Annotated in this window: 20 protein-coding genes and 3 pseudogenes; 7 read left to right on the forward strand and 16 right to left on the reverse strand. The window is 67.1% G+C overall.

The genetic code is table 11. From position 1 onward, the window contains the following. The first annotated feature begins 697 nt into the window (after positions 1-697). On the forward strand, positions 698-1,030 hold the full coding sequence (locus M2163_RS00125) for a hypothetical protein (RefSeq protein WP_280855105.1): 333 nt from the start codon (positions 698-700) through the stop codon (positions 1,028-1,030). 88 nt (positions 1,031-1,118) lie between these two features. On the opposite strand, the gene M2163_RS00130 is transcribed toward M2163_RS00125, so the two are convergent. After that, positions 1,119-1,691 (reverse strand): hypothetical protein, encoded by a 573-nt coding sequence (locus M2163_RS00130; protein ID WP_280855104.1) that lies wholly within the window; start codon positions 1,689-1,691, stop codon positions 1,119-1,121. A 183-nt stretch (positions 1,692-1,874) separates the two neighbouring features. After that, positions 1,875-2,825 carry a LysR family transcriptional regulator gene (locus M2163_RS00135; protein ID WP_280855103.1) on the reverse strand — a complete coding sequence of 317 codons (951 nt, stop codon included), beginning with the start codon at positions 2,823-2,825 and terminating at the stop codon, positions 1,875-1,877. Positions 2,826-2,908: 83 nt separating this feature from the next. On the opposite strand from M2163_RS00135, the gene M2163_RS00140 reads away from it, so the two are divergent. Together M2163_RS00140 and M2163_RS00145 are read left to right on the forward strand one after the other, a co-directional pair. After that, positions 2,909-3,670: a sulfite exporter TauE/SafE family protein gene (locus tag M2163_RS00140; RefSeq protein WP_280855102.1), complete on the forward strand. Its 762-nt coding sequence runs from the start codon at positions 2,909-2,911 to the stop codon at positions 3,668-3,670. 58 nt (positions 3,671-3,728) lie between these two features. Next, positions 3,729-4,280: a hypothetical protein gene (locus M2163_RS00145; RefSeq protein WP_280892836.1), complete on the forward strand. Its 552-nt coding sequence runs from the start codon at positions 3,729-3,731 to the stop codon at positions 4,278-4,280. A 231-nt stretch (positions 4,281-4,511) separates the two neighbouring features. Here the strand turns inward: M2163_RS00145 and M2163_RS00150 are convergent, their stop codons facing one another. Beyond that, a complete protein-coding gene (locus M2163_RS00150) occupies positions 4,512-5,579 on the reverse strand; it encodes a cytochrome P450 (RefSeq protein ID WP_280892837.1) in 1,068 nt (355 codons plus the stop codon). Positions 5,580-5,592: 13 nt separating this feature from the next. Continuing rightward, positions 5,593-6,004: pseudogene (locus tag M2163_RS00155) on the reverse strand (transposase); the annotation flags it as partial. Between the two features lie 28 nt (positions 6,005-6,032). On the opposite strand from M2163_RS00155, the gene M2163_RS00160 reads away from it, so the two are divergent. Next, positions 6,033-6,236, forward strand: coding sequence for a hypothetical protein (locus tag M2163_RS00160; protein ID WP_280855099.1), 204 nt, complete (start codon positions 6,033-6,035; stop codon positions 6,234-6,236). Here the strand turns inward: M2163_RS00160 and M2163_RS00165 are convergent. The 4 genes and pseudogenes from M2163_RS00165 to M2163_RS00180 form a co-directional block, all read right to left on the reverse strand. Next, positions 6,228-6,616: pseudogene (locus M2163_RS00165) on the reverse strand (long-chain fatty acid--CoA ligase); the annotation flags it as partial. The gene M2163_RS00160 and the pseudogene M2163_RS00165 overlap by 9 nt on opposite strands. Before the next feature lie 17 nt (positions 6,617-6,633). Further along, entirely contained in the window at positions 6,634-7,656 is a 1,023-nt protein-coding gene (locus M2163_RS00170; protein WP_280892838.1) for a methyltransferase, read from the reverse strand. Continuing rightward, positions 7,653-10,445: a non-ribosomal peptide synthetase gene (locus tag M2163_RS00175; protein ID WP_280892839.1), complete on the reverse strand. Its 2,793-nt coding sequence runs from the start codon at positions 10,443-10,445 to the stop codon at positions 7,653-7,655. Before M2163_RS00175 ends, M2163_RS00170 begins: the two co-directional genes overlap by 4 nt. Next, positions 10,442-11,425 (reverse strand): zinc-binding alcohol dehydrogenase family protein, encoded by a 984-nt coding sequence (locus M2163_RS00180; protein WP_280855095.1) that lies wholly within the window; start codon positions 11,423-11,425, stop codon positions 10,442-10,444. Before M2163_RS00180 ends, M2163_RS00175 begins: the two co-directional genes overlap by 4 nt. 1,589 nt (positions 11,426-13,014) lie before the next feature. Between M2163_RS00180 and M2163_RS00185 the strand changes: the two genes are divergently transcribed. Then, a complete protein-coding gene (locus M2163_RS00185) occupies positions 13,015-13,152 on the forward strand; it encodes a hypothetical protein (RefSeq protein WP_280855094.1) in 138 nt (45 codons plus the stop codon). Positions 13,153-13,316: 164 nt separating this feature from the next. Here M2163_RS00185 and M2163_RS00190 read toward each other — a convergent pair whose 3' ends face one another. From M2163_RS00190 to M2163_RS00200, 3 genes are all read right to left on the reverse strand, one after another. Continuing rightward, a complete protein-coding gene (locus tag M2163_RS00190; protein ID WP_280855093.1) occupies positions 13,317-14,153 on the reverse strand; it encodes an MBL fold metallo-hydrolase in 837 nt (278 codons plus the stop codon). A gap of 17 nt (positions 14,154-14,170) precedes the next feature. Next, positions 14,171-14,716: an ester cyclase gene (locus tag M2163_RS00195; protein WP_280855092.1), complete on the reverse strand. Its 546-nt coding sequence runs from the start codon at positions 14,714-14,716 to the stop codon at positions 14,171-14,173. 136 nt (positions 14,717-14,852) lie between these two features. Further along, entirely contained in the window at positions 14,853-15,158 is a 306-nt protein-coding gene (locus M2163_RS00200; protein ID WP_280855091.1) for a hypothetical protein, read from the reverse strand. Between the two features lie 636 nt (positions 15,159-15,794). Between M2163_RS00200 and M2163_RS00205 the strand changes: the two genes are divergently transcribed. After that, entirely contained in the window at positions 15,795-16,385 is a 591-nt protein-coding gene (locus tag M2163_RS00205) for a transposase (RefSeq protein WP_280892840.1), read from the forward strand. Between the two features lie 25 nt (positions 16,386-16,410). Here M2163_RS00205 and M2163_RS00210 read toward each other — a convergent pair. The 5 genes and pseudogenes from M2163_RS00210 to M2163_RS00230 form a co-directional block, all read right to left on the reverse strand. Beyond that, positions 16,411-17,103, reverse strand: a pseudogene (locus M2163_RS00210) (IS630 family transposase); the annotation flags it as partial. 19 nt (positions 17,104-17,122) lie between these two features. After that, positions 17,123-18,004: an alpha/beta hydrolase gene (locus M2163_RS00215; protein ID WP_280855089.1), complete on the reverse strand. Its 882-nt coding sequence runs from the start codon at positions 18,002-18,004 to the stop codon at positions 17,123-17,125. 104 nt (positions 18,005-18,108) lie between these two features. Continuing rightward, a complete protein-coding gene (locus tag M2163_RS00220) occupies positions 18,109-18,771 on the reverse strand; it encodes a hypothetical protein (RefSeq protein ID WP_280855088.1) in 663 nt (220 codons plus the stop codon). 126 nt (positions 18,772-18,897) lie between these two features. Next, on the reverse strand, positions 18,898-20,085 hold the full coding sequence (locus tag M2163_RS00225; protein WP_348541024.1) for an RHS repeat-associated core domain-containing protein: 1,188 nt from the start codon (positions 20,083-20,085) through the stop codon (positions 18,898-18,900). Positions 20,086-20,558: 473 nt separating this feature from the next. Further along, positions 20,559-20,786, reverse strand: coding sequence for a hypothetical protein (locus M2163_RS00230; RefSeq protein ID WP_280855087.1), 228 nt, complete (start codon positions 20,784-20,786; stop codon positions 20,559-20,561). A 148-nt stretch (positions 20,787-20,934) separates the two neighbouring features. Between M2163_RS00230 and M2163_RS00235 the strand changes: the two genes are divergently transcribed. Then, positions 20,935-22,275 (forward strand): tetratricopeptide repeat protein, encoded by a 1,341-nt coding sequence (locus M2163_RS00235; RefSeq protein ID WP_280855086.1) that lies wholly within the window; start codon positions 20,935-20,937, stop codon positions 22,273-22,275. Positions 22,276-22,599: the final 324 nt, after the last annotated feature.

The following is a 22,599-nucleotide window of genomic DNA, read 5'->3' on the forward strand; positions in this document are numbered from 1 at the left end:
ACCGGAAGGACAGAACCTTCGGGAGGGCCCGCTAAACCCGCCCGGCGGCAGATCGGACGCCCTCGCCAAGGTGACCGCTAATCACCTCGATGGCCGGGCGTCCCGGCGGCTGAAACCCCTTCACTGGGCGCCGCCGCAATCGATCACACCATCGCTCCTCCTCTCGGAGCGCAGGTGTGCCCGCAGCCGAAACAGCGCGGGAAAACAAAGAAGGCACCCAGCCGGAGCGTCATCGCTGCTACGGAGGGTGCCTTGTTGCGCGTCTGGCAGTGGGTACGGGTACTCTCGTGCACGTCGAGACCTTCCCTGGATAGGTCCTCGGCCACGGGATCCGGAGCGCCAACTCCTGGGATCCCACAGGGTCCGCGAGGTCGCACTCGCGGGCCCTTGCCTTTTCTCTACGTCTGTTGCCTGAGGGACACCGTACCCCCCTGCGATCACCCGCCGACAGCCCGGTACAGCATCTGTCGCCGGTGACGCTAGGCCTTCTGACAGGGCGACAGAGCCGCGTACGACTCGTCAGGGTTCCAAAGGTCACGCACCCCTGGCGAACCCGCCCCATCTCCAGCTTCGCCGTCCCGCGTGCGAGGCAGCGTGGCGCCAGCGCCTGCCGCCGCGCCCACAGCGATGCCGCAGACGACCGTGGCACCGCATGCGATTGCACCGACGATGCCTGCTCCGATAGCGGTGTACGTCAGTGCCCGACGCCACCAGCTCTTGCCGTCGAGTCGTACTCGATGAGCTGCACCTGGTGTTTTACCCGCGCGACAGCGAGGCAGGGCAGGACGCTGCCGTGCGGGCACTCGCGCACCAGATGCTGGCGGGCCGGCTGACACCGCGAGAGCTTGCTCTGCGCATCCACCAGCGGTTCGGCCACCAACTACCCCTGGCCAAGCGTCTTGCTGAGCTTGATGATGAGTACGACATCGTCGAGTACGGGAACAGGACGTTGGCCCAGCTCGATACCGAGGTCACGGCCGAAGCTCAGCGTCTGGCGCGTGGTCGGCCCGACCAGAACCGACATTCGTAGACCGGCCCATCGGCGCGGTTCTCCATGATGGCTCACTGGGTGGATGCCACTGTCGCGTTGGGCGGTTCCCGGCTGCTTGCGGGTGCTGCTACCGGAGTTCGACGGAGTAGGAGCCGCCGGGGAATTCCCAGCCGTCGGTGCCTTCGCCGATGTCCTCGACGATGACGTCGTCGATGAAGTGGTCTTCGAACTCGTCGTCGGTGAGTTCGCCGGCGAGCCAGAGGGCCTCGATCGCGTCCCAGTGGCCCCGGCTGCCGTCGATGCGCAGGGGTGCGGCGTCCGCGGTGCCGCGGGTGCGTTCGTCGTCACCGGTCTGGACGACCCCGCTGATCTCGTACTGGCCCCGCTTGATGTGACGGGGGATCGGATCGGCGGGGACGACGGCGACGTTCTCGTAGGCGGTGTGGATGAGGTCGCGGTAGGTGCGGCGGATGTTGTACTCGGCGTCGGACAGCCAGTTGATGAGGGTCTTGGTCGTCACGTTCAGGCCGGTGTCCGCGAGGGCCTGTTGGCCGCGGTGGGTCGCGGTGAGCTGGGACAGTTGGGCGTGCCAGTGCTTGGCGTTGTAGGAGGACAGCCGGCGGCGTGGGGTGACCTGGGAGTGCAGGAGGTCGTTGAGGGCGGCGCCGAGTGATCCTCCGCGTCCGGTGGGGCCGGCCATCAGTCGTCACCTTCGAGGATGGTCTGGCGGGCTTGACGAACTTGGCTTTGACTTCGCCGAAGCCGGTGCCGATCCGGTAGGTGGCGGGCGCGGTGACGTCCGGGCTCCAGAAGACGGCCGCGTCGACGTTGCGCAGGGCGAGGAGCTGGTGGCCTTCCTGGACGGCGCGAAAGGCGACGCTTGTCAGTCGTCGTGGAAAGGACGCAGGCTGACGGGCTCTGCGGGGGTGTTGCGGGAGGAAAGTTCAGACAGGGCCGCCTGGCGCAGGTGTTCGGCGAGTGCCGGCGTCGCCGTCGACGCGGTGCTGTCCTTGACGCCCCAGGCCAGTAGATGGTGGCGGCGAGCCCAGGGGTCCTGCAGTTCGCACACGTCGAGGGGCAGGTAAGGGTCGATGGCACGACGTGGTACGACGCCGAGCCCGACGCCGGCGGCGGCGAGGGCGACAAGGACGCTCAGGTTGGCGACAGTGGTGCGGTGGCGCACCACCGGTGCGTGGGGCCCCAGGTGCTTTTCGATCCAGCGGCGCAGCGAGGAGTCGTCGTTGAGCCCGACGAGAGGGTGCTCGGCGGCCTCGCTGTAGGTCAGCGCGGCCCGTCCGGCAAGGATTCCTCCAGTCTGGCCGATCACGACGAGGGAGTCATCGCCGAGGGGCTCCGTGCGCAGGCCGCAGTCGCGGGCCTCGTCGTCCAGGACGACCCCCAGGTCCGCCTCGCCGTCGGCCAGCATCTGCACGGTCTGCGGGGTGCGGCTCTCGGACACCCTGACATCGATGTCCGGGTGTGCGCGGAGGAACGAGATCAGGGCCTGCGGCACGAGCCGGTGCATCGCGGAGCCACCGCCCAGCAGGGTCAGCGGAGCGGTCGGGGACCGGGTGTAGCTCGCGACGGCGCTTTCAAGCCGCGCGGTCTGGGCGAGTACCTCGCGCGCGTGGCGGGTCAGCGTCGTCCCCGCTGGTGTAGGCCGCACGCCTCGTCGACCGCGGATCAGCAGTGCCACGCCGGCGTGGTGCTCAAGGGAGCGCACCCTGGCGCTGGCCGAAGGCAGGCTCAGATGCATGCGGCGAGCGCCCGCCGTGATCGACCCCTCCGTGACGATGTAGAGAAAGAGCCGCAGGTCGTCCAGGTCATAGCGCACCCGCTTACCCTAAGGCTCAGACTTAGGCTGGGTACACCGATTACGCATTGTGGACCAGCTCATCACCGGGAGATGCTCGGCGTGTGTTCGAGTTATCTCTTGTTCTGCTGGCCGGCGTCGCCGCTGGAGTCCTGAACGCCATAGGTGGCGGAGGCACGTTCGTGGCGCTGCCCGCTCTGGTCGCGTTCGGCCTGTCACCGGTGACGGCGAACGCGGTGTCGCGGGTTGCTCTCGTACCCGGTGCCGTGGCCAGCGCATGGGTGTACCGCGATGAGCTCACCCCGGTTGGGCCTACGTCCACGAAGGCGCTGACAGTGATCAGTGTCGTGGGCGGTGGAGTCGGTGCCGGTCTCCTGCTGGTGCTGCCCGCATCGTCGTTCGACACCGCGGCGCCGTGGCTGCTCGCCTTCGCCACGGTGATCCTCGCCTTCGGTCGGCACCTCTCCAGGGGGCTGAGCAGCGTGCTGGGCCGCTCGGTCGATATGAGTTCACGAGCCGTTCTGGTCGGACAGTTCTTCCTCGCTGTGTACGGCGGATATTTCGGCGGTGCCGTAGGCATCATGATGATGGCCCTGTGGAGCATCGGCCTCGGCCTCGATGCCGCAGCGAGCAATCCGATGCGGATCGCCCAACTCGCGGCCATCTACCTCAGCGCGACCGTGCTGTTCCTCATCGCCTCGGATGCGCTGAGCGTTCCGTTTCTCCTCGCCGCCCTGCTGGTCGGCGCCGTGGCCGGGGGCTTCGGCGGCGCCCACCTCGCCCGCCGTCTGCCCGCCTGGCTGCTGCGGGGCGTCATCCTGGCGACGGCCGTGACCACAACCGTCCTTTATCTCCTGCGCGGCTGACCCCCTATGGGGAGTCGCGGTGATCATCGCCCATCGTCGGGATCTGAGGCTGACTGACATGACCGAAAGTGACGCGGGAGCCACCGCACCCTATACAGAGGCAGCGCGAGCGAGGCTGGTGATGGCCTACGAAGCCTGCGAACTGGCCGACCTCGCGCGTGCCGCCGTCCCGATCGGTGAGCATGAGCTGAACCCCGACGGCACCACCCGCGCCCCAGGTGCCGTGCTGGCCGACGCCGCCCGAGTCCTCGCCACCGCGCGGCGGTTACTCGAAGCCGCCGCCGTGTTCGAGCGAATGGGTGGCGCCGACTGGCAGCTCATCGGGGCCATCCTGGACGTGTCTCCCCACACCGCGCGGGTGCGCTTCGCGATGTCCGAGGCCGCATTCCGGGAAGAACTGCTCTCCCCCGAGGGGACTCACTCGGGCGGAGCCGCCGAAGAGGCGAGCCGCCTGCGGGCCCACATGGCCAGAGAGCCGCTGGAAACCGCCCTCGACCTCGACGACTGGGTGCTGCGCCACGAGGACGGCGACAGCGACCTCGGCACCGCACCGGTCTCCGGCGGCCTGGCCCGGCAGGGTCTTCAACGACGTACCGAGAAACACTCCTGACCCGGAAATGAGGAGAGACAACGTGGACACATCGTCATCCGACGTGGCACGGCTGCTGCGGTTGCTCGCCGTGCGCGCCTTGACCCTCGCACTTCTCGTTGGCATCACAGGCGAAACGCTGCCGACAGTTCTCTTCGCGCTCACCGGTATCTGTCTCCTCCTCGTACCGGTCGAGTCGGCGGCGGACCGCCGACCGGACCAGAACGCCGCAGTTGAGAGCACCCATGGGCCTCAGAGCACCAACTCCTCCACCTCGGCCGAGACCGGTTCGAAACGCACCGGCAGGCTGCTGATCCCGGTGAGGAGGTTGGAGTAGATACGGCGAACCGGCCCGGCGATCTCGAACTCGGTGGTGAAGTCGCGGAGCGCGAGCAGCACTTCGGAGATCTCCAGCCTCGCCAGGTATGCGCCGATGCAGTAATGCGGACCGTGCCCGAACGCGATGTGCTTGTTCGGCGACCGGTCGATGAGGAACCGGTCCGGGTCGGCGAAGACGCTCTCGTCGCGGTTTCCCGAGACGTTCCACACCGTCACTACGTCACCTGCCTTGATCGGGGTGCCGTGGATCTCCGTGTCCTGTACCGCGGTGCGGCCGAAGTGCATGGTCGGGGAGGCCCAGCGCAGTACCTCTTCGGTCGCCTGCTCGACGGATACGTCGCCCCGCTTGAAGGCCGCCCACTGGTCCGGATTGGTGCCGAAGCTGTGCACGGAGTCGATCATTGTGAGGCGGGCGGTCGCGTCCCCGCCGAGGATCAGGCTGTAGCAGTTGAGGACGATCTCGTCCTCACTGAGGAACTCGCCGTCGATCGTGCTGCTGGCCAGCACGCTGACCACGTCCTCCCGTGGCGCGACGCGGCGCTCTTCGACCATGCCGAGGAAGTACTGAAGGATTTCGTTGCGGGCGGCATCGGCCGCAGCGGAGTACTCCGGCTGGTCGTCCGAACTGATCGCGGACTTGGTCAAGCTGAGCATGTACTCCTGGTCCTGGCTCGGCACGCCGAGCAGGTCGCAGATCGTGATCATGGGAATCTTGCTCGCGACATCCAGCGCGAAGTCGCACTCGCCGCGGTCGACCGCCGCCGCCAGCCGTGCCCGGGCATGCCGGCGGACCTGCTCGCCGATCCGGCTCAGGACGCGCGGCGAGAATGCCTTCAACAGCACATTGCGCAACTCCTTGTGCCGCTGCCCGTCGGTCACCGGAACCATCAGGCCAGCCGCCGAGTCACCTTCGCCGAGCAGCGTGATCAGGACGTTGCCGCCCTCCGAGGTAAAGGTAACGTTGTCCCGGTAGAAAGCCACGATGTCGTCGTACCAGGCGGGGTTTGGTCACATGCCCGACCTCCTCGGGCACTCCCGCAGCCGTGTGCCGCGAAAGGTCGTGGACCCATTCCTCGGGCAGGAACAACTCCCACTCCAGCGGGCAGGAAGCACGGTCGGTGGCGGCGTGCACGCTGACCGCGACCTGGCAGTTGGCCCGCTTGCCCAACGCTCCGCAGTACTGCCGGGCTACCCCCACCGAGGCCCGCCCGCACTTGGGAAACGACACATCGTCGATGACCCACACCTCGGGTTCGACCACCTTCACCAGGCGCTTGGCGATCCGCCGCCGCACCCCACGGCCACGGCGACTGGTTCACGAACTGCTGCAAGGCCTGCATGTCCCCGTCCGGCAGCCGCTGAGCCATCGGCTGGATCGACTTGCGCCGGCCGTCCAGCATTCGCCCCCAAGCTCATGAGTCCGACGGACGCGTCGTGCCCAAGGGCACCGTGGTCGACTTGTCGTCTCCGGCGGCGGCCCCGGCGTCGACCGCGGCGGACCTGGTAGTCGTCCAGGTCGCATTCCTGTTTCGCGCTCTGGAAGCACTCCTCGACCGCCCACCGGTTGCCCGCGATACGGATGAGCTCGTCCAGCGTAGTGCCGGCGGGCCGGACGAGGTCTTCCGCATGTCATTCTGAGCGTTCAACCTTGCGGCGGAGGATCTTGCCTCTGGGGCCCTTGGGGAGGGCGTCGACGAGCCAGACCGAGCGGGGATACTTGTACGCTGCGAGACGGTCCCGGACGAAGTTCTTGAGCTCCTCCGGGTCCACCTCGACGCCCGGCTTGAGGGCCACCGCGGCGCCGACCTCCTTACCGAGTTCCGGATGTCCGATCCCGATCACCGCGGCCTCGGCCACCCGGGATGCTGGTAGAGGGTCTCCTCGACCTCGCGGGGGTAGACGTTGTAGCCGCCGCGGATGATCAGGTCTTTCTTGCGGTCGACGATGGTGTACTAACCGTCCGCGTCCTTGGAGGCGTTGTCGCCGCTGCGGAACCAGCCGTCAGGTATGGCTGCGGCCGCGCAACCTTCTTCGTCTACTTCTGGTTCGCTTCGATGGCGGTGGCCTCGATGATGCTGCTGCTCGACGACGCCATCGGAAGCACGCGGTTGACGTGGAATCCTGCCCTGCGCAGTAGCGTCTCGAACTGCTCGCGGGTGCGTTCCTGGCCGCCGTTGAGGACGAGCATCACCATGTCGAGGATCTTGCTGGGCGCTGGATCGTTCCCTGGCTCGATCACCGACTCCACGACGAGCAGTGTGCCGCCCGGGGACATCGCCGCGCGTACACAGGCGAGGATCTCGACGCATTTCTCATCGCTCCAGTCATGCAGCACCCACTTGAGCACGTAGGCGTCGCCGCCCTCAGGGACGGAGTCGAAGAAGTCGCCGCCGACGGCCTTGGTGCGGTGGGCCAGTCCTTCCGACCGCAGCAGTACGTCACTGACCACGTGCGGCTGGTCGAACACGATGCCGTTGAGGCCCGGTGTGGCGGCGAGTATGCCCGCGAGGAGCGCGCCTTCGCCACCGCCCACGTCGACCACGGTGCCGAATGGGCTGAAGTCGTAAGCGGCCACCAAGTCGTCGATCATCGCCTCGGATTCGCGCGACATCACCTGGTTCATCAGGTCGTTCGCCTCGGGCCGATCGGCGTGGTACTGCCACACCGGCTCACCGAACACCTTGGTGAAAGCTTCCTCGCCGGTGTGGATCGAATGCGCCATCTCGCCCCAGGCGGGGTACAGCACGCCGAGGGTGTGCAGCACGAACGGTCGCAGTGAACCGGGAACGTCGGAGCGCAGCGCGTTCGCCTTCGGCGTCGCGGCGAACGTGCGCGGAGCGGTCTCGGAGAACAAACCGACGCTCGCGAGCAGCCGCAGCAATCGATACAGCGACGGTTCGTGAGTGCCGGTGGTCTCGGCGAGCCGGGCGCTGCTTGCGGGGCCGCTGGCGAGGTGATCGGCGATCCGCAGTTCCGCGGCCACATGCACCGCCCGCGCGGTCAGCAGGTTCAAGGCCATGTCGAACAGGCCCGTGCGGTCGATGGTCACGTCGCTCATCGCGTAGCTCCAGGATCAAGTGCGTTTACTGGGAAGGCGCGTGCCAGCTCCGCACGCAGGAGTGCGGCGAACGCGTGCACGTGCCGGGGGCCGATCATGGTGTAGTGCTCGCCAGGCACATCGACATACCGCGCATCTTCGCGGGTGTGCTCGTCCCAACGGCGCAGTTCTTTCTCGACCCAGTCATGACGGGTGCCGCGCAGCGGATCGGCGCAGAACACGGTCATCGCCCGCACCTGGCCAGTGGGGTGGTAGGTGCGCCCCAGCGAGGTGAGACCGTGTGCGAGGTCGGCCCACGCACTGAGCCGGGGCAGGTCGAGGTCCAACTGGGCGAGTCTGCCGGGCGGGGCGGAGTCCAGCAGTGTGGCGATCTGTTCGGTCTTCGGCAGCGACCGCAATCGTCTGGGCAGCCGCCCCGCCTCGTCGGCGTCCACCAGCCCCAGGAACATCGCCAAATTGACCGCGGTCTCGACGAAGTCGAGTTCCTCCATGCGGTACTTGATGTGTGGCGGGAGGTTGAAACTGCCAAGGAATGCCACACGTTCGCCATCGGCCTCCAGGACCTTGGCGATCTCGAACGCGACGGCCGCGCCGAAGGAGTATCCGGCGAGCGCGTACGGGCCGTGTGGTTGCACACGGCGGATGGCCGCAACGTAGGACCGGGTCATTTCGGTGAAGCTGCCGAAGGGTTTCTCTCCGGGGTTGAAGCCGCGGGCTCGCAGCGCGTGAAACGGCCGCTCCCCCGCGAAGTGCTTGGCCAGGTTGACGAACACCAGAACCTCGCCGACGCCGGGATGCACGCAGAACAGCGGAGTTCCCTCACCACCTGCCTGCAGCGTCACCACAGGGTCGTAGGCCACGCCGGCCCTGGAGGGCGCGTCGATCAGCCGGGCCAGCTCGCGCGCGCTCGGGGCACGCAACACGTCGAGCACTGCCAGTTCGACGCCCAGCCTGGCCCTCACCGTTCGCGCAAGCCGCAGCACGTCGAGTGACGTCCCGCCCAGGTCGAAGAAACCGGCCGTGGCACTGATCGCGGTGAGGCCGAACAGTTCGGCGTAGATCTCGGCCAGGGCCGTCTCGGTCGGTCCTTGGGGATCGCTGTGCCCACCAGCCGTTTCGGCGAGCAGCGCGGCAACCTCCTGTTCCCGTGCGGTGTAGCTCCCGGCTTCCCATCGGGCACGCAGCACGCCGCGCTGTACCTTTCCCAAGCTGGTCTTCGAAAACTCCGAGCGGGGCAGAGGGAGAATCACCGCGGGCCTGAACCCCCAGTGTGCGACCACCCGGTCGCGGACCCTGGCGACCGCATGAGGCAACTCTTCGTTCACGACCGTTGCGGCGAACAGGACGGCCAACTGCTCGGTGTCGCTGCCGGATGGCCGTACGGGGAAGGCTGCCACGAAGGATGGGGCGACGCCTTCGACCTCCGTCAGGACGGATTCGAGGTCGTGGCTGTAGTAGTTGACGCCATTGACGATGATGCTGTCCTTGCCGCGCCCGGCCAGCGTGAGGCGACCGTCTTCGAGCAGGCCGAGGTCACCGGTGCGCAGCCAACCCTCCGGCGTGAGCGCGGCAGCCGTGGCGGCGGCATCGCGATAGTAGCCAGTCGTCACCATGGGGCCACGCAGCCACACTTCGCCGGGTGTGCCTGCGGGCGGCGTTGCGCCGGTCGCCGGATCGGCGATGCGCACCTCCAGCCCTGTCACCGCGCGGCCGACCGCCGCGAACTCGCCGTCTGCGTCGGCGCCCGGGAACTCACGGTTGTACAGGGACCCCGCGCAGGTCTCGGTCATGCCGAAGGCGGGCCACAACGCCGTTCGGGCAAGCCCGTGCGGCGCGAGCAGTTCGAGGAATCGCTTCCCGGTTGCAACCGGGTTGGCCTCACCGCCGGAGATGATTCGGTGTACGTGGGACAGATCGAGCCCGTCGTCGAGGGGGCCGGCACCGAACCGGGTATTGATCAGCCCCAGAAGGAAGTTGGGGGTGAACGTTGCCGTGACCCGGTGGGCGGACAATGCTCGCAGGAACACCACCGGGTCGGCGAGCACTGCATGCGGTGGCATGTGCAACTGCGTCGCACCTGTGGCGACCGGCAGGAGATGTCCTTCCAGTACCGCCGCGACGTGGTCGTAGGACACCCAATTGAAGGTGATGTCGGCGGGCCCCGCGCCGTGTGCTTCGGCCTTCGCCCGCATCGACGCGACAAGGTTGGCGTGCGTGAGTTGCACCGCCTTCGCCGTCCCGGTCGATCCCGACGTCAGCACCAGCAGCGCCAGATCCTCTGGTCGTGCCACGACGTCCCCGGAGAGCCGCGGTATGTCCCCGGTGGCGAGTTCGGTCAGGTCCGCGACATCGAGCCTGACTTCCGCTGGCATCTGCGCGCGTAGCTCCGGCGTGGTGAGTACGAGGGGATCGTCCAGCAGAGCGGCGACGTGGTGGAGTTGGGCCGCCCAGCGCTCAGGGTCCCCGCGCAGTGGTGTCAGTGGACAGGCGGTGAGTGCGCCGAGCAGGCATGCCCACAGGGCAGGCAGAAAGTTTCGCGGCTGTTCGAGTAGCAGCACCACTGGTCGGCCGGGGCGTGCTCCTCGCGCCCGCAGTGCGTGGAGCAGCCGGGTCGCTTCGGACAGCAGCTGGGGGTAGCGCATCGTGTACGGTGCTGCCTCGGGGTCATCGTCGAGGCAGCCGATTCCGTTGTCGGGATGCTCGTGTGCGGCGCGCAACAGCAGTTCCGCCGCGGTCCTGGGCGAGTAGCGCTCGTCCTCGGCAGCAGAGGGGGTGTCCTGCACGCTCATGTTCTTGCCCCCGTCGTGCTGGGGGTGGTCCGTCCGGGAACAAACACGATGCGCGACATGAGTCGGGCTGCGTCCTGCCATGACTGCGCGACGTCGGCCAAGGGACGAGGCTCGGCCTCAACCGCCAGTTCGCCCGCCGCGACCGGGCCGGCCAGGTCGGCGAGCCCGGCCACGATCGCGTCTGCGTTCAGTGCCCCGCGGCCGCTGCCGAGGATGTCGATGCGGCATGAGCGCAACGCCGCTGACGGCAGCAGCGCACCGGGACCGGCAGCCGAACCGATCTCGACCCAGGTGAGCTGGTGCCCTGGGTCGCGCCGGTGGGCGGCGATGGCGGCCATGATGGCTGCGGTCGGCGTTCCCCACACGTAATCGAGCACGATATCGACATCAGCCGCGACGGTGCCGAGCAGTCGGGTCTCCCCAATCGCTACGACATCGGTCGCGCCCAGTGCAGGAAGTTCCGCGAGCCTGCCGGAATCGCGGCCGGCGGCGATCACCTTCCGGGCACCGAGCAGCGCCGCGATCCGCACGGCCATCCGGCCGGAGGCGCCGGTGGCACCCAGCACCAGCACGTCTTGGCCCGCGTGGAGCTGAGTGCGTGCGCGCAGTGCGAGCCACGCCGACATGGCGGGGTTCATCGAGGCAGCCACGGCAACCGGGTCGGCGTCGGGTGGCAGCGGCACGGTGTGCCGGGCGCTCATCACGACCTGCTCCGCCATCGTTCCGCCGTCTTTCGAGCCGAGGGAAATGAAGTAGCGCAGCTCTCCGGTTGTGTCGTAACCGACGCCGTCGATTCCCGGAATGAACGGCACTGCCCGCGGACTCGTGTAGTGCGATCCGTCCGCTTGAGCGCGCACGATCGGGTGCAGACCGACGGCGAGGACATCGAGCGACAGGTCATGGGCGCCCACGGTCGAGGGGGCGGGCAGGTCTACGAACTCGGGGGGTGAGCCGAAGGAGACGACTGAGGCAGCCTTCATCGTGCGTTCTTACATCCTCTCGGAATGGGGGTACCTGTTTCCGGGGGCGCCGGTCCCAGGGACGTGAGGCACCTCAGGCCTTGGAAGCGGTCAGCGCCACACCCTGGAAGGTGCAAGGCGCCTACACGCGAACGTGGTGAACCCGTCGGTCTCGTCTGCCTGGTGAGCAAGACGTGCCGGAGTTCATAATGCTGCCCGTCGGAAGCGAGGGTGATGTGCTGCCGAGTGGTGCAGCCGTGCGGACCGTACGCCTCCGTTCAGCACCTTGGCGTGCCCGCTGGTCGGCAGCTTCCCACGATGGCCACGTCCCTCACGGACGGCACCAGCGTCCATTACGTCAACGACCGCTGAGCGGGCCATCAAGGCGTGCATTGCCGCCGGCGCCGTGCTCGGACTGGGTGCGGATAGAGACGAGTCGACCCGAATGGGACATCGATGTCGGGTGTTCGCTTTCCCTCATTGCCTAGCGGCCAGGCGCGGCGCCGGAACCGATCGCGAACGTGAGCACCATGCGTCATCGTTGCGGTCCGAGTACATGGCGATCGCCCATGGAGCGGCAGACCGAGTCGGCGGGGAGTGAGGGCACAGCGTGGCTCGCGACCTGCTGGTCCCGCACATTGCAGACCCCGACATGCCATCGAAACCCCTCGGCTGGACCAAGCATTCTAACGTGCCCCATCGTCACTCTTCGAAGCCGAGTTTGTCAAGACCGAACGTTCTATCTGCGGCCCGGATGACCCTGCCCGCCCTGCCGCGGTGGAACTGTCCACCGGTCCCTGCGCTGTCCGTGCGCTATAGCTACGGGGCCAGCCCCACACAACTCGCGGCGCCGACCGCATCACCTTCCCCGCTCCCGCACGCCCGACCGACGGCATGCCGCCGCACCCCCGGCCTGTTCGACGTCGCCTACGGCGAGGCCACCGCACCGGAGGCGGCAGACCGCATCCGCACCGCCAAGGCACTGTGCAGGCGCTGCCCGGTTGCCGCTGACTGCCTGCGCTGGGCTCTCACCCATCCCACCGCCACTCCACCAACATCTGGGCCGCCACGACCGCCGGAGAACGCACCCGGCTGCGCACCCGGCTGGAGCAGCGCTTGGGCCCGGCCTAGTACTCCAGTCGCGCTTCTCCATTTTCCCTGGTCAGCCGCCTGTTTCGAGTCTAGTGAACTGATGCTGCATCAGGACGATGGTGGTTCGTGACTCACCCGATCGAGGTGCGTGCGGCGCTGGTAGTGGCAGTGGCGGGCGACGGCTTGATGGCGTCGGCGCCAGTGCGACCAGCGGAGCCGGTGCCTCGATAGCCAGGTTGCGGGGGAATGGGCAAGGTCCAGGAGCCGTCGCACTTCTGCCACGGTGAGGGGAACGAGGCTGCTCGGACCGTTTCTTCGGCCCCCCCGGTGGGGAGCCTGGCGGCGGCCTCGTCTTCGCGGACGAGGCAGGGCAGCTGCTGCGGCCGCCGAAGGCGTGCACCTGGTCCCCGCGTGGCTGTCCGCCCCTGGTCAGGGTCCGCGCGGCCGGCTCGGGCCGCATCTCCCTGGCGGGCCTGGTCTGCCAGAAGGCCGAACAACGCACCCGCCTGGTCTTCCGGATGCTGGTGCACCACGGCCGCAAGGGCGAGAAGAAGGGCTTTCGGGAGAAGGACTTCGCCGCGTTATTGGACGCCGCCCACCAGCAACTTGGCGGCAACATCGTGCTGACCCGGCCCAGAGTGTATGGGCACACCTGAAGCAGAGCCTGGGCAACCTCGCCCCGTGCACCATCGATGGCCTCGCCGGGCTCGTCCGCACCCGCCTCAAACGGATGCAGTACCGGCCCGACCTACTCGACGGGTTCATAGCCGAAACCGGACTCATCACGACGCCGCCATGACGTCACCCCGAACCAAAAACCTCAGTAGCAGCTCGGCCGTCTCTGCGGGCTCCCGCCCTCGTTCCCTGGGAGATCTGCCTCGGTGCGCATCTTCTCGTACAGGACCGGGTCGTGCGCACAAACGATCGCGAGGCCAGGGTCCGCCCGCCGGTACAGCTCAGTGAGGCGGGCGTGGTTGTCACGGACCTTCTTCAGATCGTGGGCGACGACGGTTTCCATGACGCGGAGGCCAGCGGGCACGGGGGTACGGGGATCCAGTGTGCCGTGGTGGTAGAAGGCGTCGCCGGCGTGCAGGATCCAACGGGCGCCGGTGTCGACCGCGACGCAGGCGTGCCCGCGGGTGTGGCCGGGCAGGGAGACGAGGACGATTCCGGGGGCAATGGCGGTGAGTTCCCTGGCCGCGGCGAAGCCACGCCATGCCTCTCCGTCAGGGCTGTGCTCGACGAGATTCGGGCCGTGCGCCCACTGGGCCGGGCGGAAGCGGAGCCGTTCCCGCCGGGACGGAGAGTGGACAGCCCCGCGTACCTCGGCTGCGGTGACGTGAACCTGGGCCTGGGGGAAGTCGGACAGGCCGCCGATGTGGTCCGCGTCGAAGTGCGTGAGGACGATGTGCCGAACGTCGTCGCGACGGAAACCGAGCCGTTCGACCTGGCAGGCGGCCGCCTCCTGAGGGTCGAGGACCGGCCGGACGTACCAGCGTGACGGCCCGACGCGCCGTCCGGGGTGTGCGATGTCGTCCAGACCGTAACCGGAGTCCACGAGGACCAGGCCGCTGTCGGTTTCGATCAGGAGCACGTGGCAGACCAGGTGGGCGCCGCACGGTCGCATGGTGCCGCAGTTGAGGTGGTGGACCCTCACGTGTACCTCTTGGGAGCTCAGTCTGTGAGAGTGGGGGGAATGGTGTTGACGAGGCGGGGGTCCGGCCGACCACTGGACATCCTGAGAAGGCCCCTGACGCAGCGGGCGGTCAGCAGCCAGTTTCTAGGATTCTTCATGTTCAGACCGCCGACGAGTTGCTTCAGCAGCGTGAGGCTGTCGAAGTACACGCGCTCGCAGACTAGGTTCTCGTCGGAGTCGAAGATGAAGTAGGCGGTCATGCGCACGCGAAAGCGGTTCCCGGTGGGCGGGATGGCGCCGAGCGAGCCGAGGTGGGTGCCCAGCAGCCAGAACTCCACGATCACCGCGTCGTCGCTGTGGCGGAGGGCGATGATCTCGTGGTCCTGGTCGGGGAACGCGACGCGGCTGGCGTGGTAGTAGCCGCGCACCTCCTGGTCGCCATCGTGGACCTCCATGGTCGGGATGAGCTCGTAGTGGGGGTGCGGGAAAGTGGCCAGGACATCGTCCCAGTCCTGGCGGACCTCGTCGTGGAAGTGGTCCAGGACCACCTTCTGCCGGGCTTTGCGGATGTCATCGGTCAGCATCAGTGAGTCAGCACCTTGTGGGTGAAAGTGGGCTTGGTGCCCGGGTTGCTTTAGGCCGCCGTCAGTTCGCTGGAGGGGAAGAACTCCAGGAACCGAGGGTCGGCCCGGGACCGGTCGACCAGGGTCTTCTCGACGATCAGTGAGTGTACTGCTCGGCGGCTGTCTCGATGATGTTGGCGTTCAGGACGACTTCCCGCTGCCAGGTGCGGGCCCAGCGGGCTATGCCGGGCATGCGGGAGTGCTCGGGACTTAGGCACTCTGCAGCGATGGCGTTCTCGCTGCTGGCCCAGACACCGGTCGAGGTGTTGAGTATCAGCGTCTGGTTGCCGAAGACGTGGCCGGGGGTAGCGATGACGGCGACGCTCGGGCCGAGAAGCACGGAGCCGTCGACCGCGAGGAACGACTCGGGGCGTCCTGACCGTCGTCGACGAGCACGGTGCACGCCAGTGCCTCTACACCCCCGCGGGCGACCAGGACGACAGTGACCTGCGCTGGTTGCGCCTGCTCGCCTCGCGCCGGGACGCCGTCGTGCCTCGTGGGCGGAGCCACCCAGCGACCTCCCGCAGCAGAGGCAGCTGCTCAGCCAGCGGTAAATGGATCAGGGCGAAGGAGGAGACGACGCTGCCGAAGCTACTGATCTTTTCGTAAGTTCGGTGGGTGTGGTGGCTGTGTGGGTGGGAGGCTGTCGGGGTGGCTTATCACCCTTCCCCTTCGGTTGCCGGCTCCTCCCTTCCTCCTTTGTCGCGGCCTCAGTTGGCGGAGGCGCGTCGTGTTCGGGCAGTCGAGTTGTTCGAGGGCGGCGTCTCGAATGCGGAGATCGCGAGGGCGGTGGGGGTGTGTGCCGAGAGTGTGCGGCGTTGGCGGCGGGTGTGGGAGCAAGACGGTGCTTTCGGGCCTGCGCAGACGGGCAGCCACCGGACGGCCACCCAAGCTGGACGACGCCCAGGTCGAGATGGTCCGGGCCGCGTTGGAGGAAGGTGCCCAGGCTCATGGTTTCGAGGCCGACCTGTGGACCCTGGAACGAGTCGGAGATCGCCCGCTGGATCGCGCACGAGTGGCCGCGCACCAAAAGGGGGCAGTGAACACACGTGCCTGGATCGTCTTCCTCGACGAATCAGGCGTCTCCCTGCTCCCTCAGATCCGCCGCACCTACTCGCCCCGAGGGCGGACTCCGATCCTGCGGCACCGGCTGAACTGGAAGCGCGCGTCGATGGCCGGAACCCTGGGCTACCACTCCACCGACCCCGAACGCGGCGTCCGCCTGTGCTTCCACCTCAAGCCCGGCAGCTACGACACCGCAGGGCTCATCGAGGTCCTGGAACAGGTGAAGGTGTTCTACCGCGGCGAGCGGGTGGTCCTGGTCTGGGACGGCCTGTCCGCCCACTGGAGCCGGCCGATGCGGGCCTGGGCCGCCGGACAGGACTGGCTCACCCTGGAACGATTACCCGCCTACGCTCCCGAACTGAACCCGGTGGAACTGCTGTGGTCCTCGCTCAAGAAGCGTGAACTCGCCAACCTCGCCGGCGACCACCTCGCCGATGTCGCCGACGCCACCGAACAAGGCATCCACCGCATCAACGCCAACCCACAACTGCCATGGTCATTCCTCGCCCATACCGGCCTGACCATCCGCCCACCACACCCACCGAACTTACGAAAAGATCAGTAGTGTGATGCGCCAGAAATCCTGAGGGTTAGTTCTGCTCTGTTTTCTGACCTGTGGTTCCGTGTTTGGTGAGGTAGTCGGCGAGGGAGTTGAGGATCTCGTCGGCTGTTTTGGTCCAGGTGAAGGGCCGCGGGTTCTCGTTCCAGGTGTCGATCCATGCAGTGATGTCGTCCTCCAGTGCTTTCACGGAGGTGTGGACGCCGCAGCGGATGAGCTTGTCGGTGAGCAGGCCGAACCACCGCTCGACCTGGTTCATCCAGGAGGATCCGGTGGGGGTGAAGTGGACGTGGAAGCGGGGGTGTTTCCCGAGCCACGTCCTGATCTCGGCAGTGTTGTGGGTGGCGTAGTTGTCACAGACGAGGTGCACCTCGAGTCCGGCGGGCACCGCTTTGTCGATCCGGGTCAGGAACTTCTTGAACTCGATCGCCCGGTGGCGGCGGTGCAGTGCCGATATGACGGTGCCGTCGGCCATGTTGGAGGCGGCGAACAGGCTGGTGATGCCGTGCCTCAGGTAGTCGTGGGTGCGGCGTTCGGGCATGCCCGGCATCATCGGCAGCACCGGCTGCGAGCGGTCCAGCGCCTGGATCTGACTCTTCTCGTCCACGCAGAGCACGACCGCCTTTTCGGGCGGGTGGTGGTACAGGCCAACGACGTCGACGACCTTGGCGACGAACTGCGGATCGGTAGACAGCTTGAAGGAGTCCTGCAGGTGGGGCTTGAGGTGCTCTGGACATACTTGTTCAACCGGTATGGGTCACCACGGCATCGATAAGCTCGGGCCAGAGTTCACGCGGGCGATCGTGGCCCATGTCGGGGACCAGCAGGAGTTCGGCGCCGGGCACCAGCTCCGCGGTGCGTTTCCCGCCGCTGGGGTCGATCAGCGTGTCATCCAGGCCGTGGATCACCAGCGTCGGCACCCGCAGCTCACGCAGTGCATCCGCACGTGAACCGCTGAGGATTATCGCGCCGAGCTGCCGCCCGATCCCCTCGGGGTAGTAGGCGCGGTCGTAGCCCGCGGCGGCCAGCTCACGCAGCGCCGAGGCATCGCCGTATCGCTTGGAGGCCCACACCAGTTCCCGCTCCGCCGCCGCAACATATCCCTCGCGGTCCGCGGGCTTGGGACTGAACAGCACCGCCTGGGCCTCCGGGCTGGGCTGGCCGTATTCGCTCTCGCCGGTCGAGGACATCATCGACGTCAAGGTCAGCACCCGCTCCGTGCAGGAGAGGGCCATCATCTGGGCGAGCATCCCTCCCATCGAGGCACCGACCACGTGGGCGCGTTCGATACCGAGCGCGGTGAGCAGGCCGAGGCCGTCACCCGCCATGTCGAGAAGCCGATAGGGAACCATGGCGAGGGCTGCGGAAATGTCTCCAGAGCTGACGGTGGCGATGAACTTGCCTATGTCCACAGGATGATCGTCGAACTTGGTGGACAACCCGCAGTCCCGGTTGTCGTACCGGATCACGTAACGGCCGCGGTCTGCCAGCGCTCGGCAAAAGTCCTCGTGCCAGGCGAGCATCTGCGCGCCGAAACCCATCACCAGCAGAATTGGTGGGTCTCCAGGGTCGCCGAAACTCTCGTACGCGATGGACACCTCAGGGGACACGTCAACGATCGACATGCACGGAGAGTGTCATAGTCATCCACGGAGCACAACCAGAATATCGCCCGGTGACCTGCACATACCTTCGAGTGTGACGAATCGCGGTCAGCTCTCCGGCTCTGTCATCTTGAGTCCTCATCCCAGGTTGGCGAGTCAGCTACGCGCCCGAGGTCAGAGCCGGTCAGCTCGTACGGCTCGCCAAGAGGGTACGAAGTAGCCCCTTTTTGCACCATCGCGCGAATGGTGAAGCGTTCGCCAGGAAAGAGCGCAAGGAGTGCCACCTGCGAAACGAGTGACTTATGGATGAGGCTGCATTCGAGGTCAGCTCCCGGTGAAGCGTCCTTGATTTCCAGATGACTGACCTCCTTATCCACGAGCAATTCAAAGAAACGCAGCAGTTCAAATCCTTCGTCGGCCTGAGGTCGGCCAGTGAACAGCTCCGACTCGGATTCACCGAACAGCACCAGGGCTCTACCGCTCAGAATTCCTGCGATTTCCCGGGTGTTGGTCGGATCGATTCCCATGGCGCCCCCAGAAAGGTGCTCTGCTACTGCCCAAGACCCATAGTCCAGTCGGGTCGAGAAGTAGATTTCTTCTGCGAATCGGGCGTCTTTGCGCCGGTGAAAGAGGAGGACGGAGCCGAGGCCGTCGCGTATGCATATGTCGGCGACAGCAGCCTCGGTCGTGCTGTCGAGGCGGGTGGGCACGGCGTGCGATGCGGCACCGCCCGCCGTGTGCCCGGCGGTCAAAGCTGCGTGGGCGAGTTCTGCCAGATTCTTGGGCATCCTGGTCCTTGCGCGAAAGCGGTTTTCTATGAGAGCAATCCGAGCCGGGGTGGCCCACCCGCCTGTGGTTGGGCCACCCCGGCTATGCCGCGTACCCATATTGTGATCATGATACGCGGCGCTGGACTACGCGCTGGCCTTGCAGACGGAGGAGACGGCGGTCACGAAGCCGTTCCACCCGAGCACGACCCCGTTGCCGTGGGTCACGATTCTCGTTCCGGGTTTCACTTGGATGTTGTAGTGAACCTCCCACTGCTTCTTCCAGGGCGTGTACCAGCTGGCCTTGCCTTGAAGTTTGCCCATTCTTCTCTTGCCCGGCCGGGTTCCCCAGGTTTCCGCGTATACGGCGTTTCGGGACAGGTACCGGTTGGCAAATCCCTTGATCTGGGTCTCCACGTAGTACCCGATGTAGCGGTGGCCGTCCTTGGTCACGCCGCCGCCGCGGCGGCTGGTGATGATCTGCAGGTTGTAGCCGTTGGTCTTGTGCCTTTTTCCGCACTTGGGGATCAGCCCGGTGGTGTCGGAACTGTTGCACGGGTCGGCGTTGGCGCAGTCGTAGGCATTCGCTGATCCGCCGGGAACCGGATCAGCCTGGAGGAACCGGCCGAGCTTCGGGTCGTAGAGGCGTACGCCCATGAGAGTGAGCCCGTTCAAGGTGTCGGCGGAGCGCTGCTTGGTGCCGAGCCAGGCGTAGCGGGTGCCTGCCTGGCCGGGCCGCGGATTGCCGTACTCGTCGTAGTCGAGCACTAGCGGAGCCGTCGCGTCGTCCAGCGGAAGCTGGAGAGCGATGTCACCGTGCGGGTTGGCGAGTTGGAGCTCCACGCCGCCGGTCTTGGTGCTCGTCGCGGTGAGATTTCCGCTCGCGGAGACGATGCTGCGGGTGACCGCGCCGGTCCCGGTGTCCTCCACCACCCACCTGGGGTTGGCGGAGTCGCTGTCATAGTGATTGATCCTGGATGCAGTCTGCGTCCAGGTGGTACCTGAGCCGCTTTCCGTCGTCCAGGAGCGCACGCGCAGTTCGGGGTCACGCTGCCAGGTCTGGCGCTTGCCATCGACTGTCTGCCGATAGACAAGATCGTTGGCGTAGTAGGAAAGGGTGCCGTGGCCCGGAGCGGTGGTCGTCCGGCCGAACGCGTCGCCCTTGCACTCCTTCACGCGGACCCGTACGCGCGGCGCTTGGTCGTCGTTGACCTCCATGGCCAACGTGGACACGTTCGCGGGCTCGATCCAGCTCTCGCCGTTGGCCCAACGGCCGCCCTCTGAACTCCACTTGGGCTCCTGGAGATCGGCCAGGCGCAGACGCATCGACAACATGTAGTCCCCTTCCGATGTCGTGCGGCGGGGCGGGGCCGCGTACGGCCCCGCCCCGCCTGGCGTCAGCCCTGGATCACTTGCTGCAGTGGTCGCCGTTGTTGTCGCCGCCGCCCGGCATCTTGTCGAGCAGCGCGGCCTCGACGGCCGGGACGCCGGTGATCAGGTCGCCGGTGAACAGCTCGTCCACGTTCATCGTTTTCTCCCTTACGGTTTTCAGTGGACTCCGCGGCGGATGCTGCGGAGTTGGACCCGTCCGGCTGCCGGACCCTTGCGAAGAAGGCAGCCGGACGGGGTGCCCACCGCTTCCGGCGGCGGGCCCTCCCTCGTCACAGGTGGGGAGCCTGGACGCGTGACGGGGAGGAGTCAGGTGGGTGTGGATGCGGCGGCGACACCCAGGACGAAGCCGACCGATCCCGAGATGGTGATGATCAGGACTGGTCCGGCGTAGCGGCCGACGGCTGCGGCCAACCGGTTCACAGCCGCTCTCCGCGGCTGCGCTGGTTGGCTTCGCGTACTGCGACGCTCAGCTTCTCCGCGCCGTACTCGGGCGTGGCAGTGCGGTGCTGCGGGCAGAGACACGGCGAGAACCGGTTCGAACCCGGCGGCAGGTCCGCGCCCTCGTAGGTGTTGATCCTCAACACCCCGTCCATGCCCCGTTCCTCGGTCATCCGGGCCAGACGGGCCCGTGCTTCGCTTCTCATCCCTCAGCCCCTCATACGACGGCTGCGGCGAGGTCTCGCCGTTCCCTGCTGTCTCTACGCAACCGCACGACCACGCTCAGCGGTACCGTTGCCGCAGCACCAGGGCTTGAAAGCCTTGAAAGTTCGCAAGGGTACGGGGAGTTGAGGCATGGCCAAGCGTGAACCGAACGTGGCGCTCGGGCGCCTGCTCGCCGAGAGCCGTTGGACTCATCGCCAGTTCGCGCGGGCGGTGAACCGCGTCGGCACCGAGACCGGAATCCCTCTGCGCTATGACGAGTCGGCGGTGAGCCACTGGCTGGGCGGCACCGTCCCTCGCGGCGCGGTGCGCGGATGCATCCTCGAAGCTCTCTCCCGCCGCCTCGGCCGCCCCGTCACCCATGCCGAGGCCGGGCTGCCCGTTCCACGCGATCGCTCCTCCGCGGCTGCGGATACCGTGGAAGGGGTGATCGACCTGGGGAGGCTGGATATGGACCCGTCCCGCCGCAGTGTCCTGGGTGCCGGCCTGTTCTCCGTGGCCGTCACCATCCCCGGCTGGCCTGATGTAGTCGGGCGTGCCGATGCCATTCAGTCCGGCCGCACAGCACGCATCGGCATGAACGAAGTGAACATGGTCATCGCCATGACCGAGCGTGTCTCGGAACTGGACGACGAGTTTGGCGGCCGTCACGCACGCCCCATGGCGGCCTCGTTCATAGTCAACACCGTGGCCTCCTACCTGCGCGCCGACGCACCCGAGGACGTACGCAAGGCGATGCTGTCCGCCGCCTCGGACCTGCTCTACCTGACCGGCTACATGGCCGTGGACGAAGGGCTGCACGGTCTCGCGCAGCGCTACTACATCAAGGCCCTGGAGCTGGCTGGCGCTGCCGAGGACCACCTGACGTACTGCACCACCCTGCGGGGCATGAGTGTCCAGGCAGTCGACCTCCGTCACGGGGCCAAGGCCATGGAGCTGGCCGACGCCGCTGCCGCCGCCTCCCCGAAAGCCGGCCCTCGGATGCTGGCCTTCCTCGTCGGCCAGCAAGCGCACGCTGCCGCGCAGACCGGCGACCGTGCGGGCGCGCTGCGCTACATCCGGGAGGCCGAGGCGGCCATGGACCGTGCCGAGTCACGCGGAAAGGCGTTCGGCTCGTATGACCCCTCTTCGCTCAACTACCACGTCAGCCAGGTCCGTTACGAACTCGGTGACAAGGCCGGAGCCGTCGAAGCCATGCAGCAAGCGGACCGGCTCCGCCCCAGCGTGTACCAGCGCACACGAGTACACCGTCGTGGCCTATTGGCAGAGCGGCAGTTGGAACTCGGCCACCTGGAAGCGGCCTGTGCCACCTGGCACCAGGCCCTCGACGACTACCCCAAGGTGCAGTCCGGCCGAGCCGACGAGCGTGTGAAGGCGATGTTCGGTCTCTTGCGCCCTCATCTGAAGAACGCGACGGCCCGCGACCTGTACGACCGAGCACGGACGATCGCACCACCCTCGCTGGTCACCTGATCCCGCACCGCCTTCAAGCTCAGCCACAGAAAGTCAGCCACGACGGCGGGCGCGCCGAGAGAGCACCCGCCACGTGTGCTTCCAGTAACCCCGCGCCGGCCTCAGCCCCGCCTCTTCGTTCCGTCTCGGCATCCGCCCTCCTCCGGCCTAACCGCTCGGCAGCGGGATGGCCTGCTCGATCTGCGGTCTCGCCTGTGACCGCACGCCGACGACGATCGCGGCTTTCGGCTGCCACGGCCTGACGTGGTGCTGTGTGGCGTTCGGCGCAGTCGGCCTGGCGCCGCCGCTGCGGACCGATGCGGTTGCTTCCGGGATCAGGGTCAC

The organism is Streptomyces sp. SAI-135, from assembly GCF_029893805.1.
In the GTDB taxonomy this organism is placed as follows: domain Bacteria; phylum Actinomycetota; class Actinomycetes; order Streptomycetales; family Streptomycetaceae; genus Streptomyces.

Bases quoted from the DNA above. Each gene is read 5' to 3' on its own strand.
- M2163_RS00230 (WP_280855087.1), bottom strand. From the start codon at position 20,786: ATGAGAAGCGAAGCACGGGCCCGTCTGGCCCGGATGACCGAGGAACGG.
- M2163_RS00225 (WP_348541024.1), bottom strand. From the start codon at position 20,085: ATGTTGTCGATGCGTCTGCGCCTGGCCGATCTCCAGGAGCCCAAGTGG.
- M2163_RS00175 (WP_280892839.1), bottom strand. From the start codon at position 10,445: ATGAGCGTGCAGGACACCCCCTCTGCTGCCGAGGACGAGCGCTACTCG.
- M2163_RS00180 (WP_280855095.1), bottom strand. From the start codon at position 11,425: ATGAAGGCTGCCTCAGTCGTCTCCTTCGGCTCACCCCCCGAGTTCGTA.
- M2163_RS00170 (WP_280892838.1), bottom strand. From the start codon at position 7,656: ATGAGCGACGTGACCATCGACCGCACGGGCCTGTTCGACATGGCCTTG.
- M2163_RS00185 (WP_280855094.1), top strand. From the start codon at position 13,015: ATGCTGGTGCACCACGGCCGCAAGGGCGAGAAGAAGGGCTTTCGGGAG.
- M2163_RS00145 (WP_280892836.1), top strand. From the start codon at position 3,729: ATGACCGAAAGTGACGCGGGAGCCACCGCACCCTATACAGAGGCAGCG.
- M2163_RS00130 (WP_280855104.1), bottom strand. From the start codon at position 1,691: ATGGCCGGCCCCACCGGACGCGGAGGATCACTCGGCGCCGCCCTCAAC.
- M2163_RS00215 (WP_280855089.1), bottom strand. From the start codon at position 18,004: ATGTCGATCGTTGACGTGTCCCCTGAGGTGTCCATCGCGTACGAGAGT.
- M2163_RS00235 (WP_280855086.1), top strand. From the start codon at position 20,935: ATGGCCAAGCGTGAACCGAACGTGGCGCTCGGGCGCCTGCTCGCCGAG.
- M2163_RS00195 (WP_280855092.1), bottom strand. From the start codon at position 14,716: ATGCTGACCGATGACATCCGCAAAGCCCGGCAGAAGGTGGTCCTGGAC.
- M2163_RS00220 (WP_280855088.1), bottom strand. From the start codon at position 18,771: ATGCCCAAGAATCTGGCAGAACTCGCCCACGCAGCTTTGACCGCCGGG.